General features: G+C 71.9%; 12 protein-coding genes. 4 read left to right on the top strand and 8 right to left on the bottom strand.

Annotated features, from left to right (window positions below; genetic code table 11):
* Positions 1–224: 224 nt before the first annotated feature.
* Both IE272_RS08305 and IE272_RS08300 read right to left on the bottom strand, forming a co-directional pair.
* On the bottom strand, positions 225–1,049 hold the full coding sequence (locus tag IE272_RS08305; protein ID WP_050360201.1) for a purine-nucleoside phosphorylase: 825 nt from the start codon (positions 1,047–1,049) through the stop codon (positions 225–227).
* Between the two features lie 116 nt (positions 1,050–1,165).
* Positions 1,166–1,603, bottom strand: coding sequence for a gamma-glutamylcyclotransferase family protein (locus tag IE272_RS08300; protein WP_007458837.1), 438 nt, complete (start codon positions 1,601–1,603; stop codon positions 1,166–1,168).
* 272 nt (positions 1,604–1,875) lie between these two features.
* On the opposite strand from IE272_RS08300, the gene IE272_RS08295 reads away from it, so the two are divergent.
* Both IE272_RS08295 and IE272_RS08290 read left to right on the top strand, forming a co-directional pair.
* Positions 1,876–3,315 carry an NAD(P)H-quinone dehydrogenase gene (locus IE272_RS08295; protein WP_007458836.1) on the top strand — a complete coding sequence of 480 codons (1,440 nt, stop codon included), beginning with the start codon at positions 1,876–1,878 and terminating at the stop codon, positions 3,313–3,315.
* Between the two features lie 196 nt (positions 3,316–3,511).
* Complete coding sequence (locus IE272_RS08290) at positions 3,512–4,474, top strand: DeoR/GlpR family DNA-binding transcription regulator (RefSeq protein WP_007458834.1); 963 nt, start codon at positions 3,512–3,514, stop codon at positions 4,472–4,474.
* A 182-nt stretch (positions 4,475–4,656) separates the two neighbouring features.
* Here IE272_RS08290 and IE272_RS08285 read toward each other — a convergent pair whose 3' ends face one another.
* Together IE272_RS08285 and IE272_RS08280 are read right to left on the bottom strand one after the other, a co-directional pair.
* Entirely contained in the window at positions 4,657–5,199 is a 543-nt protein-coding gene (locus tag IE272_RS08285; RefSeq protein ID WP_441350947.1) for a TetR/AcrR family transcriptional regulator, read from the bottom strand.
* A gap of 173 nt (positions 5,200–5,372) precedes the next feature.
* Positions 5,373–7,127, bottom strand: a complete 1,755-nt coding sequence (locus IE272_RS08280; RefSeq protein WP_050360199.1) for an acetyl/propionyl/methylcrotonyl-CoA carboxylase subunit alpha — start codon at positions 7,125–7,127, stop codon at positions 5,373–5,375.
* A 354-nt stretch (positions 7,128–7,481) separates the two neighbouring features.
* On the opposite strand from IE272_RS08280, the gene IE272_RS08275 reads away from it, so the two are divergent.
* Complete coding sequence (locus IE272_RS08275; RefSeq protein WP_050360198.1) at positions 7,482–7,928, top strand: hypothetical protein; 447 nt, start codon at positions 7,482–7,484, stop codon at positions 7,926–7,928.
* A 36-nt stretch (positions 7,929–7,964) separates the two neighbouring features.
* On the opposite strand, the gene IE272_RS08270 is transcribed toward IE272_RS08275, so the two are convergent.
* From IE272_RS08270 to IE272_RS08260, 4 genes are all read right to left on the bottom strand, one after another.
* The gene (locus IE272_RS08270) at positions 7,965–8,576 is read right to left on the bottom strand and encodes a nucleoside triphosphate pyrophosphatase (RefSeq protein ID WP_050360197.1); all 612 of its coding nucleotides are present in this window, start codon (positions 8,574–8,576) and stop codon (positions 7,965–7,967) included.
* A 43-nt stretch (positions 8,577–8,619) separates the two neighbouring features.
* Positions 8,620–8,748 (bottom strand): morphogenic membrane protein MmpB, encoded by a 129-nt coding sequence (gene mmpB, locus IE272_RS39075; protein ID WP_007458824.1) that lies wholly within the window; start codon positions 8,746–8,748, stop codon positions 8,620–8,622.
* Between the two features lie 99 nt (positions 8,749–8,847).
* Positions 8,848–9,054 carry an acyl-CoA carboxylase epsilon subunit gene (locus IE272_RS08265; protein WP_047178449.1) on the bottom strand — a complete coding sequence of 69 codons (207 nt, stop codon included), beginning with the start codon at positions 9,052–9,054 and terminating at the stop codon, positions 8,848–8,850.
* Positions 9,055–9,094: 40 nt separating this feature from the next.
* Positions 9,095–10,675 (bottom strand): acyl-CoA carboxylase subunit beta, encoded by a 1,581-nt coding sequence (locus IE272_RS08260; RefSeq protein ID WP_047178450.1) that lies wholly within the window; start codon positions 10,673–10,675, stop codon positions 9,095–9,097.
* A gap of 155 nt (positions 10,676–10,830) precedes the next feature.
* Here IE272_RS08260 and IE272_RS08255 point away from each other — a divergent pair, with 155 nt between their 5' ends.
* Complete coding sequence (locus IE272_RS08255) at positions 10,831–11,700, top strand: biotin--[acetyl-CoA-carboxylase] ligase (protein ID WP_057665430.1); 870 nt, start codon at positions 10,831–10,833, stop codon at positions 11,698–11,700.
* Positions 11,701–11,831: the final 131 nt, after the last annotated feature.

Genomic DNA, 11,831 nt, shown 5'->3' with positions numbered 1-11,831 from the left:
GGGGGGGGGGGGGGGGGGGGGGGGGGGGCCGAGGAGAGGCAGGAAACAGCCAGTGCCGCTTCCCGAGGGATCAGCCAGAGCCCGTTCCTGAGGGATCAACCAAGCCGGTCCTAGAGGGATCAGCCAGAGCCGGTCCCCGAAGGACCAGCCAGAGCCGGTCCTAGAGGGATCAGCCGGAGCCGGTCCCCGGAGAGAGCCGGCCGAGCCGGTCCCCGAGGTTCGGCTCAGACGCGGTCGAGCACTCGGGCCAGCAGTGCGCCCATCCTGGTCGCCGAGTCGCGGCCGGCCTGGAGGACCTCCTCGTGGTTGAGGGGTTCTCCGGACAGGCCCGCCGCCAGGTTGGTGACGAGGGAGAGGCCGAGCACCTCGGCGCCCGCCTCCCGGGCCGCGATGGCCTCCAGGACCGTGGACATGCCCACCAGGTCGCCGCCGAGGACCCGGACCATGTTGATCTCGGCCGGGGTCTCGTAGTGCGGGCCGGGGAACTGGACGTAGACGCCCTCTTCGAGGGTGTCGTCGATCTCCTTGCACAGCGCGCGCAGGCGCGGTGAGTACAGGTCGGTCAGGTCGACGAAGTTGGCGCCGATGATCGGGGAGGCGGCCGTCAGGTTGATGTGGTCGCTGATCAGGACCGGCTGTCCCGGGCGCATGCCCTCGCGCAGACCGCCGCAGCCGTTCGTCAGGATGACGGTCTTGCAGCCCGCGGCCACCGCCGTACGGACCCCGTGGGCGACGGCGGCGACGCCCCGGCCCTCGTAGAAGTGCGTGCGGCCGAGGAAGACCAGCGCGCGCTTCTCGCCGATCCTGTACGAGCGGACCGTGCCGCCGTGGCCCTCGACGGCGGGCGCCGGGAAGCCGGGCAGGTCGGTCACGGGGAACTCGGCCTCCGGGACGCCGAGTGCTTCGCCTGCGGGCGCCCAGCCGGAGCCCATGACCAGGGCGACGTCATGGGTCTCGGCGCCGGTCAGCTCGCGCAGGCGGGCGGCGGCCCCGGCGGCGGCTGCCTGCGGGTCGCCCTGGATGTTGTCCGGAATAACAGATGCGTTCACGCGGACGAGCGTAACCGCTGAATCCCTACGCGCGTAGATGTACTGGCGCAAAGACGCACCGAGGGTCTTTGTGCTTTTGTACGACGATGGCGGGACCTGGCCCTGGTCCGCCCTGGTCAGCAGGGGCGCTTGCGCAGTTCCATCACATAGTCGTGCGGCGCGCCGGCGGATTCCGCGGCGTCCGCGATCTCGCCGAGATAACGCGCCGAGGGCAGCCCGCCCTCGTAGCCGTTCAGCACGTACATCCAGGCCGGCTCCTCGCCGTCCAGGGTGTGCACCCGCACCCGCATCCGCCGGTAGATGTCGAGCCCGACACCCTCCCAGCGGTCCATCGAGTCCTCGTCCATCGGCGCCAGGTCGTACAGCGCGACGAAGACCTGGGAGCGCGGCGCCTCCACCACGGTGGCCAGCGCCCCCTCCCAGCCCATCTGCTCCCCGCCGAAGGTCAGCCGCCAGCCGTTGAGCCAGCCGGTGCTGCGCATCGGGGAATGCGGAGCGCGGCGGGTCATGAGCCGCGCGTCGAGGTTGCCGGCGTACGCGGCGTAGAGCGACATGGGACCGAGGGTACGGGAGGTGGGCGCGGGAGCGGCGGTTCCTGTGACGAAGGCCCCGGTCGGGGAAGCGCGGGGCGGGTCCGCGACCCCGCCCCCGGCGGCCCGTTCCCGTGCGGTGAAGGCGCTCTTTCCCGTATGGAGGGCCCCGGGGCGAAGCACTTTGGCGCGTGCGGGACAATGGAGTACGTACTGCATTCCCCCGGGGCGATCCCCCGGACCCCCGGCCGGGGCGGCAGACGGCCGCGGGTTACACAACGCGAGGCGGACTTTTCGTGACCCGGATCGTGATCATCGGCGGCGGCCCCGGCGGCTACGAGGCAGCCCTGGTGGGCGCCCAGCTCGGCGCGGAGGTGACCGTCGTCGACTGCGACGGTCTGGGCGGGGCCTCGGTCCTCACCGACTGCGTGCCCTCGAAGACCCTGATCGCCACGGCCGAGGTGATGACCACCTTCGACTCCTCGTACGAGGAGCTGGGCATCATCGTCGCCGACGACACCCCGCACGTGGAGCAGGCCGCCCGGGTCGTCGGCGTGGACCTCGGCAAGGTCAACCGCCGGGTCAAGCGCCTCGCGCTCGCCCAGTCCCACGACATCACCGCCTCCGTCACCCGGGCCGGCGCCCGCGTGATGCGCGGCCGGGGCCGTCTCGACGGGCTCCAGGCCGCCGACGGGTCCCGCCAGGTCGTCGTCACCGCCGCCGACGGCACCGAGGAGCGGCTGACCGCCGACGCCGTGCTGATAGCGACCGGCGGCCACCCCCGGGAGATCCCGGACGCGCAGCCCGACGGCGAGCGCATCCTGAACTGGACCCAGGTCTACGACCTCGACGAGCTTCCCGAGGAGCTCATCGTCGTCGGATCCGGTGTCACCGGCGCCGAGTTCGCCGGGGCCTACCAGGCGCTCGGCTCGCGCGTCACCCTCGTCTCCTCCCGCGACCGGGTGCTGCCCGGCGAGGACCCGGACGCCGCCGCCGTCCTGGAGGACGTCTTCCGCCGCCGCGGGATGAATGTCATGGCCCGCTCCCGCGCCCAGTCCGCCAAGCGCGTCGGCGACCGGGTCGAGGTGACGCTGGCCGACGGCCGGGTCATCACCGGTTCGCACTGCCTGATGGCGGTCGGCGCGATCCCGAACACCGCGGGCATGGGCCTGGAGGAGGCCGGCGTACGGCTCAAGGACTCCGGGCACGTCCTCACCGACCGGGTGTCGCGCACCAGTGCCCCCGGCGTCTACGCGGCCGGTGACGTCACCGGGATCTTCGCGCTGGCCTCGGTCGCCGCGATGCAGGGCCGCATCGCGATGTACCACTTCCTGGGCGACGCGGTCGCCCCGCTGAACCTCAAGGCCGTCTCCGCCAACGTCTTCACCGACCCGGAGATCGCCACGGTCGGCTACAGCCAGGCCGAGGTCGACGCGGGCAAGATCGAGGCCCGGGTGGTGAAGCTGCCGCTGCTGCGCAACCCGCGCGCCAAGATGCAGGGCATCCGCGACGGCTTCGTCAAGATCTTCTGCCGCCCCGGTACGGGGATCGTGGTCGGCGGCTGCGTGGTCGCGCCGCGCGCCAGTGAGCTGATCCACCCCATCTCGATCGCGGTCGACAACAACCTGACGGTGGAGCAGATCGCAAACGCATTCACCGTGTACCCGTCCCTGTCCGGATCGATCGCCGAAGTGGCCCGGCAGTTGCACACCCGCAAGCTCACGGGCGAGGGCTGAGAGCCCGGACAGCGCGGCATTTCCGGCATCTCACCGCAACCCGGCGGCAGTCCGGGCGGTGCGATGACCGTCTGACGATCACCGTCGAACAACATAGGGGCCTCCTATACCACTTGGAGGCCCCTATGAAGTACAACTTCTGTTATTCGGCGCAAACTGCTGAAAACTCACCGACGGTCAGGTTACTGTCAGTTTCGTGTTCGCTGCAGAACGTCGTCAGTTGATCCTCGAAATGGTGCGTGCCAACGGGGCGGTATCGCTCCGTGAGCTCGCCCGCGTCGTCCAGACCTCCGAAGTGACCGTACGGCGGGACGTGCGGGCACTGGAGGCAGAAGGACTCCTCGACCGCCGGCACGGCGGTGCGGTCTTGCCGGGCGGTTTTACGCGGGAGTCCGGCTTTCCGCAGAAATCCCATCTCTCCACCGCGGAGAAGACTGCCATCGCCGACCTGGCCGCAGGCCTCGTCGGCGAGGGCGAGGCCATTGTGGTCGGCGCCGGCACGACCACGCAGGAGCTGGCCCGTCGGCTCGCGCGGGTCCCCGGCCTGACCGTCGTCACCAACTCCCTGCTGGTGGCCCAGGCGTTGGCCCATGCCAACCGGGTCGAAGTCGTCATGACCGGCGGCACCCTGCGCGGGAGCAATTACGCGCTGGTGGGCAGCGGGGCCGAGCAGTCCCTCCAGGGGCTGCGGGTCTCCCGGGCCTTCCTCTCCGGGAGCGGCCTCACCGCGGAGCGTGGCCTGTCCACCTCCAACATGCTCTCGGCCAGCGTCGACCGGGCTCTCGTGCAGGCCGCCGCGGAGGTGGTCGTCCTGGCGGACCACACCAAGCTCGGCTCGGACACCATGTTCCAGACGGTGCCCACCGAGCTGATCACCCGTCTGGTGACGGACGAGCCTCCGCTCCACGACGAGCGGGCCGCCGCCGAACTCCAGTCGCTGGCGGACCAGGGCGTGGAGATCACGGTGGCCGGTCCGGACGCGGACGCGTCCGGCGGGGACGGCCCCCCACCGGGGCGTCAGCCCCGCCGGGACATGCCGCTCCCCGGCCAGCGGCGCACGCAGAACGGCGGCCTCGGGCCGCAGCTCCGCAGCGCCTCCGCGCTGGCGGACGTTCCGGGGGAGCAGCGGGCCCGGGTGGCGGACCTGCGGCGGCGTTAGGACCGGGTCGGGGGCGCCGCCCCCGAACCCCCGCTCCTCAACGCCGGAGGGACTGGATCTGCCGCCGCGAGAGCCCGCTGCTTCAGCCCGCAGCGTCAGCCGCAGGAGCCGCTCAGGTGTTGCCTCTCAGCCCCTCCGGCGCTTGAGGAGCGGGGCCCGGGGCGGAACCCCGGAACACCTCGCTACTTCAGCCCGCGCAGCGTCAGCCGCAGCAGCCGCTCCGCCAACTCCGGGTCGTCGGGCGACTGCTCGGCCGCCAGCGCGATCGCGTTGGTGAGCTGGAGCAGATCGTCGATCGAGACGTCGGCCCGCACCGACCCGCTCTCCTGGGCCCGGAGCAGCAGCCCCGCGCCCGCCTCCCGGAGCGGCAGATGACACTGCGCGAGGGCCGAGGTCCCGTTGCGCGAGGCGGACATCAGGCCGTGGGCCAGGCCGCGGTACTCACCCGCATGAGTGACGATCGCGCCCAGCCAGTCCACCAGCGCCCGGCACGGGGCCTCCGCCGCCGCCAGCTCCCGGGAGCGCTCCAGGAGTGAGCACAGGGCGTCCTGGAAGACCGCGTTCATCAGGGCGTCCCGGTTGGGGAAGTGCCGGTAGAGGGTGCCGATGCCCACACCGGCCCGCCGGGCGATGTCCTCCAGCGACGCGTCCGTGCCGTGCTCGGCGAAGGACCTGCGAGCCTCGCCCACCAGCCGGTCGTGATTCCGGCGCGCGTCCGCGCGCATCGGCCGGGCCGGCGGCTGTGCCGTGCTCGTCTCCATCGGGATCGCCCCTGCCATGGCTTCCGCCCCTCCCTCGGTCCTCGGACCCTCTGTGGGTTCCAGGATGCCACTGTGACGAAGGGGCCCGGTCCGCGTCGTCACGACGTGGACCGGGCCCCTTCGGAGTGTGCGGTCGGTCAGTCCTTGATCTCGCAGATCAGGGCGCCGGAGGAGACGGAGGCGCCCACCTCGGCGGTGAGGCTCTTGACGGTGCCGGAGCGGTGCGCGTTGAGCGGCTGCTCCATCTTCATGGCCTCCAGGACGACGACGAGGTCGCCCTCCTTGACCTCCTGGCCCTCCTCCACCGCGATCTTGACGATGGTGCCCTGCATGGGCGAGGCGAGGCTGTCGCCCGAGGCGGCGGAGCCGGCCTTCTTCGCGGCGCGGCGCTTGGGCTTCGCGCCGGCGGCGAGGCCGGTGCGGGCCAGCGACATGCCCAGCGAGGACGGCAGCGACACCTCCAGGCGCTTGCCGCCGACCTCGACGACGACGGTCTCCCGGCCGGCCTCGTCGTCCGTGTCCGCGTCGGCGGGGGCGGCGAAGGGCTTGATGTCGTTGACGAACTCGGTCTCGATCCACCGGGTGTGGACGGTGAACGGGTCCGAGGTGAAGGCGGGGTCCGCGACGACGGCACGGTGGAAGGGGATGGCGGTGGCCATGCCCTCGACGGTGAACTCGCCGAGCGCGCGGGCGGCGCGCTGGAGCGCCTGCTCGCGGGTCGCGCCGGTCACGATGAGCTTGGCGAGCAGCGAGTCCCAGGCCGGGCCGATGACCGAGCCGGACTCGACGCCCGCGTCCAGGCGGACGCCGGGGCCGGTCGGCGGGGCGAAGGTGGTGACGGTGCCGGGGGCCGGCAGGAAGCCGCGGCCCGGGTCCTCGCCGTTGATACGGAACTCGAAGGAGTGACCGCGCACGGCGGGGTCGTCGTAGCCGAGCTCCTCGCCGTCGGCGATGCGGAACATCTCGCGTACGAGGTCGAGGCCCGTGACCTCTTCGGTGACGGGGTGCTCGACCTGGAGGCGGGTGTTGACCTCGAGGAAGGAGATCGTGCCGTCGACGCCGACGAGGAACTCCACGGTGCCCGCGCCGACATAGCCGGCTTCCTTCAGGATCGCCTTCGACGCGGCGTACAGCTCGTCGTTCTGCGCCTGGCTCAGGAACGGGGCCGGGGCCTCCTCCACGAGCTTCTGGTGGCGGCGCTGGAGCGAGCAGTCGCGGGTGGAGACGACGACCACGTTGCCGTGGGTGTCGGCCAGACACTGGGTCTCCACGTGGCGCGGCTTGTCGAGGTAGCGCTCGACGAAGCACTCGCCCCGGCCGAACGCCGCGACGGCCTCGCGGACCGCGGAGTCGTACAGCTCCGGGATCTCCTCCAGGGTGCGGGCCACCTTCAGACCGCGCCCGCCGCCGCCGAAGGCGGCCTTGATCGCGATCGGCAGTCCGTTCTGCTCGGCGAACGCGACGACCTCGTCGGACCCGGAGACCGGGTCCGGGGTGCCGGCCACCAGCGGGGCGCCCGCGCGCTGGGCGATGTGCCGGGCGGCGACCTTGTCGCCGAGGTCGCGGATGGCCTGCGGCGGCGGGCCGATCCAGGTCAGCCCGGCGTCCAGGACGGCCTGGGCGAACTCCGCGTTCTCCGACAGGAACCCGTAACCGGGGTGGATCGCGTCCGCCCCCGAGTCCTCGGCGGCCTGCAGCACCTTGGCCATGTCCAGGTAGCTGGCGGCCGGGGTGTCACCGCCCAGGGCGAACGCCTCGTCTGCGGCCCGGACATGCAGCGCGTCCCGGTCCGGTTCGGCGTAGACCGCGACGCTCGCGATCCCCGCGTCCCGGCACGCCCGAGCAACGCGGACAGCGATTTCGCCACGGTTGGCGATGAGCACCTTGCGCACGATGACTCCCTCCTCGAAACAAGCTGAGTTTAGGGACTACCGACACGGCCGTACGACCCGTCCCCAATGGTGAGCTTGCCCACACGGAGTGTGATCCGAGGCTTGCCCCAGTAGTGAAATCCCTTGTGGCACCACGGTACGCCGCGATCCTCAACCGCACAGTAACCAGCCGGTGTGGTCCAGGTCTCTGTCCTTAAGGTCAACGCCTCACGGCGTTTCTTTGTGGAGTCCCTACGAACGGTCGATGGATTCTTTGCCCGGCGTACGGGCCGGTCCCACCCCTTGTCCGAAGGAATACCCGTGAGTAGGGTCCGCGCTACGTACGTACTGCAGGTAACAGGGGGTGGATCGGTCATGCGCAGACCGGTGGCGATCGTGACCGCGCTCGTGCTGTTCGGGGAGGCGGTGGGCATCGTGCTCATCAACGCCGTCCTGGCCACGGTCGCCGAGAACCAGAACATGTCGCTCGCCGGCCTGGACCCGGACGCCATGTCCACCGGCACCTGGGTGATGGGCGGCGTCTCCGGGCTGCTGCTGGTCCTGTGCGGGCTGACAGCCCTGCTGGCCGGGGCCCGCGACCGTGCCCCGGGGCGCTTCGGACGCATCGCCCTGATCGGCTGCGCGGTCGTGCACGGCGTCCTCGGCGCGGTCACCGTCGGCCTGGTGGGCTGGGGCGCCTTCGCGTTCATGATGCTCGTGCTGGCCCTGCTGGTGCTCACCCTGCTGGCGTACGGGCCCGGGACCCGGGCCGACGACGGCGTGGGCGACGAGGCGGGCCCGGCGGCGGCCCGGACGGCCTAGAAGGCCAGAAAGTCTCCGCCGCCTCCGCCGCCGGTCTCAGACCCACAGCTCCGTGACGGAGACGTCCAGCTCGCCCAGCAGCCGGCGCAGCAGCGGCAGCGAGAGCCCGATGACATTGCCGTGGTCGCCCTCGATGGAGTCGACGAACGGGGCCGAGCGGCCGTCCAGGGTGAACGCCCCCGCGACATGGAGCGGTTCGCCCGAGGCCACGTAGGCGGCGACCTCGGCGTCGCTCGGCTCGCCGAACCGCACGACCGTGGACGCCGTCGCCGAGGCCGTACGGCCGGAGGCGGTGTCGATCACGCTGTGCCCGGTCTGCAGGACGCCCGACCGGCCGCGCATCGACTTCCAGCGGGCGGTGGCCTCCTCGGCGTCGGCCGGCTTGCCCAGCGCCTCGCCGTCCAGCTCCAGCACCGAGTCGCAGCCGATGACCAGGGCGCCCGCCGCCTCGGGGCGCTCCGCGACCGCCGCCGCCTTGGCCCGGGCCAGGACGAGCGCCAGCTCGGCGGGGGTCGGCGCGCTCAGGGCGTCCTCGTCGACCCCGCTGACGATCACCTCGGGGGCGAATCCGGCCTGGCGCAGCAGACCGAGACGGGCGGGGGAGGCGGAGGCGAGCACGAGACGGCGCTGATCAGTCATGCGGGCCATCGTAGAAGGGCTCGTGGGGGCCGCGGGGCCGCGGGCCCTGCTCTCAGCGGATGCCGAGGACGTACATCGCCACCAGCATCGCCAGCGCCACCAGGACGCCCGCTCTGCGCATCATGGCCTGGGCGTCGCGCAGTTCCTTCGGCGGCTTGTTCTCGGGGTCGGACCACAGCATGCTCCCGATCCTGCTGCGCCGCCCGCCCCTACGCCTGAGTACGGGTACTCAAAGCCGCCCCCGCGTGGGCGGGGGCGGCTCGCGGTCGCGCCGGCCGGCTCAGGCCGGCCAGTACGTCCGGGCCCAGGCCCGGGGGCCCGGCTGAGGGCGGCCGGTGCGGGCGATGCGCCCCGGGTCGGACCACTGCTCGGGCGGCAGCGGCGCGCCGGACGACACGGCGGACGCCGCCGCGGCGCGCGCCCGGACCACCGCCAGTGCGGCGGCCAGCTCCTCCGGGGTGGGGTTGCCCCGTACGACCTTGATCATGGGCAGACCTTTCTGCGAACGGGCGAACGTACGGCTGCTGCTAGAGCGGGATGTTGCCGTGCTTCTTCGGAGGCAGGGATTCCCGCTTCGTACGCAGCTGACGCAGTCCCTTGACGATATGGGCCCGGGTGTCGGACGGCATGATCACCGCGTCGACGTAGCCGCGCTCCGCCGCCACGTACGGGTTGAGCAGCGCGTCCTCGTAGTCCGCCATCAGCTCGGCCCGCGTCGCGTCCGGGTCGTCGGCGGCGGCGATGGTCCGCCGGTGCAGGATGTTCACCGCGCCCTGCGCCCCCATGACGGCGATCTGCGCGGTCGGCCAGGCGACGTTCAGGTCGGCGCCCAGGTGCTTGGAGCCCATCACGTCGTACGCGCCGCCGAAGGCCTTGCGGGTGATGACGGTGATCAGCGGGACCGTCGCCTCCGCGTAGGCGTAGATCAGCTTCGCGCCGCGCCGGATGATGCCGCCGTACTCCTGGTCCACGCCCGGCAGGAAGCCCGGCACGTCCACGAAGGTGATGACGGGGACGTTGAACGCGTCGCAGGTGCGGACGAAGCGCGCCGCCTTCTCGCTGGCGTTGATGTCCAGGCAGCCGGCGAACTGCATCGGCTGGTTGGCGACGATGCCGACCGGGTGGCCCTCGACCCGGCCGAAGCCGGTGATGATGTTCGGCGCGAACAGGGCCTGGGTCTCCAGGAACTCGCCGTCGTCCAGCACGTGCTCGATCGCGGTGTGCATGTCGTACGGCTGGTTCGCCGAGTCCGGGATGAGCGTGTCCAGCTCGCGGTCCTCGTCGGTGGTGGCGAGGTCCGCCTCCTCCGGGAAGGACGGGGCCTCGGAGAGGTTGTTCGACGGGAGGTACGACAGCAGCGACTTGACGTACTCGATGGCGTCCTTCTCGTCGCCCGCCATGTGGTGCGCCACCCCGGAGGTGGTGTTGTGCGTACGGGCGCCGCCCAGCTCCTCGAAGCCGACGTCCTCGCCGGTGACCGTCTTGATGACGTCGGGGCCGGTGATGAACATGTGCGAGGTCTGGTCGACCATCACCGTGAAGTCGGTGATCGCGGGGGAGTAGACCGCACCGCCCGCGCACGGGCCGACGATCAGCGAGATCTGCGGGATCACCCCGGAGGCGTGCACGTTGCGGCGGAAGATCTCGGCGAACAGGCCGAGCGCGACGACGCCTTCCTGGATCCGCGCGCCGCCGCCGTCGTTGATGCCGATGACCGGACAGCCGGTCTTCAGCGCGAAGTCCATGACCTTGACGATCTTCTCGCCGTAGACCTCGCCGAGCGAACCGCCGAAGATCGTGAAGTCCTGCGAGTACACGCAGACCGGGCGGCCGTCGACCGTGCCGTAGCCGGTGACGACGCCGTCCCCGTACGGGCGGTTCTTCTCGATGCCGAAGTTGGTGGAGCGGTGCCGGGCGAACTCGTCGAGCTCCACGAAGGAGCCCTCGTCCAGCAGCAGCTCGACCCGCTCACGGGCCGTCAGCTTGCCCTTGGCATGCTGCTTCTCGACCGCGCGGGCCGAACCGGCGTGCGTCGCTTCGTCGATGCGGCGCGTCAGGTCCGCGAGCTTGCCCGCGGTGGTGTGGATGTCGCTTAGCGGCTCGGACATCGGGGGGCGGCTCCCTGCCTGGTCACGGGGACGACGTCTGGCACCGGTCACGGGGGGACGGCCAGCCGTCAGTCCGGCTCTGGCTACTGACTCGTAGGGTATCGGCGCGCCTCCGGAAAGGCAGTGCGTCCTTTGCCACACCTAGGCTGGGTTGCATGACACCACCGGATGCGCCACACAACCGCTGGTCGGACCTCGACCGGCCGCCCCTCAACGGGACCGCGCTGCGGCGCGGACTCCTGCGGCCGGACGCGCTGTGGACGTCGCTGGAGGTCGTGGAGTCCACCGGATCCACCAACACCGACCTCGCCGGGCGGGCCCGTGGCGGGGCGGCGGACGAGGGCACGGTGCTGGTCGCCGAGGAGCAGACCGCCGGGCGCGGACGGCTGGAGCGGACCTGGACCGCACCGCCCCGCTCCGGGCTGTTCTTCTCGGTGTACCTGGAGCCCGGCGACATCCCCGTGGAGCGGTGGGGATGGGTCCCGCTGCTGGCCGGGGTCGCCGCCGCGACCGGGCTGGCGAAGTCGGCCGGTGTCGACATGTCGCTGAAGTGGCCCAACGACCTGCTGGTCACGGTGGAGGGCGAGGAACGCAAGACGGGCGGCATCCTCGGCGAGTTCGCCGGGGACGGCATCGTCGTCGGCCTGGGCATCAACGTCTCGCTCCGCGCCGACGAACTGCCCGCCCCCACCGCCGGGTCGCTGGCGCTCGCCGGGGCGGTCTCCACCGACCGGGAGACCCTGCTGCGCGCCGTCCTGCGCTCGCTGGAGGACTGGTACGGCCGGTGGAAGGCGGCCGACGGCGACGCGGCCGCGAGCGGGCTCCAGGCCGCCTACGCGGCGGGCTGCGCGACGCTGGACCGGACCGTGCGGGCGGAGCTGCCGGGAGGGACGTCCCTGGTCGGCGAGGCGGTCGCGATCGACGGGGACGGGCGGTTGGTCCTCTCCACCGAGGGCGGGCTCCAGCAGCCGGTGTCGGCCGGGGACATCGTCCACCTGCGGGGCGCGGCGGGCGGCCTGACCTGAGAGGGCGCCGCCCCCGATGGGCGTACGGGCGGGTACCGCGTATGCCTGAGATGTCACGCGCGACGCACCGGGAGCGGGCAACCAAGGACGTGAGCTGGGGCACACCTGCCGTATCGTTGAGGCGATCCAGC

Origin of the sequence: Streptomyces anulatus, from assembly GCF_014650675.1 — a bacterium.
Taxonomy (GTDB): domain Bacteria; phylum Actinomycetota; class Actinomycetes; order Streptomycetales; family Streptomycetaceae; genus Streptomyces; species Streptomyces anulatus.
The sequence above is the reverse complement of the archived record's forward strand: the minus strand, read 5'-3'. Positions and strand labels throughout refer to the sequence as shown.

What these genes read in the sequence shown, in the direction of transcription:
- IE272_RS08300 (WP_007458837.1), bottom strand. Translation starts at nt 1,603, where the DNA reads ATGTCGCTCTACGCCGCGTACGCCGGCAACCTCGACGCGCGGCTCATG.
- IE272_RS08285 (WP_441350947.1), bottom strand. Translation starts at nt 5,199, where the DNA reads ATGCGCGCGGACGCGCGCCGGAATCACGACCGGCTGGTGGGCGAGGCT.
- IE272_RS08275 (WP_050360198.1), top strand. Translation starts at nt 7,482, where the DNA reads ATGCGCAGACCGGTGGCGATCGTGACCGCGCTCGTGCTGTTCGGGGAG.
- IE272_RS08270 (WP_050360197.1), bottom strand. Translation starts at nt 8,576, where the DNA reads ATGGCCCGCATGACTGATCAGCGCCGTCTCGTGCTCGCCTCCGCCTCC.
- mmpB (WP_007458824.1), bottom strand. Translation starts at nt 8,748, where the DNA reads ATGCTGTGGTCCGACCCCGAGAACAAGCCGCCGAAGGAACTGCGCGAC.
- IE272_RS08265 (WP_047178449.1), bottom strand. Translation starts at nt 9,054, where the DNA reads ATGATCAAGGTCGTACGGGGCAACCCCACCCCGGAGGAGCTGGCCGCC.
- IE272_RS08260 (WP_047178450.1), bottom strand. Translation starts at nt 10,675, where the DNA reads ATGTCCGAGCCGCTAAGCGACATCCACACCACCGCGGGCAAGCTCGCG.
- IE272_RS08255 (WP_057665430.1), top strand. Translation starts at nt 10,831, where the DNA reads ATGACACCACCGGATGCGCCACACAACCGCTGGTCGGACCTCGACCGG.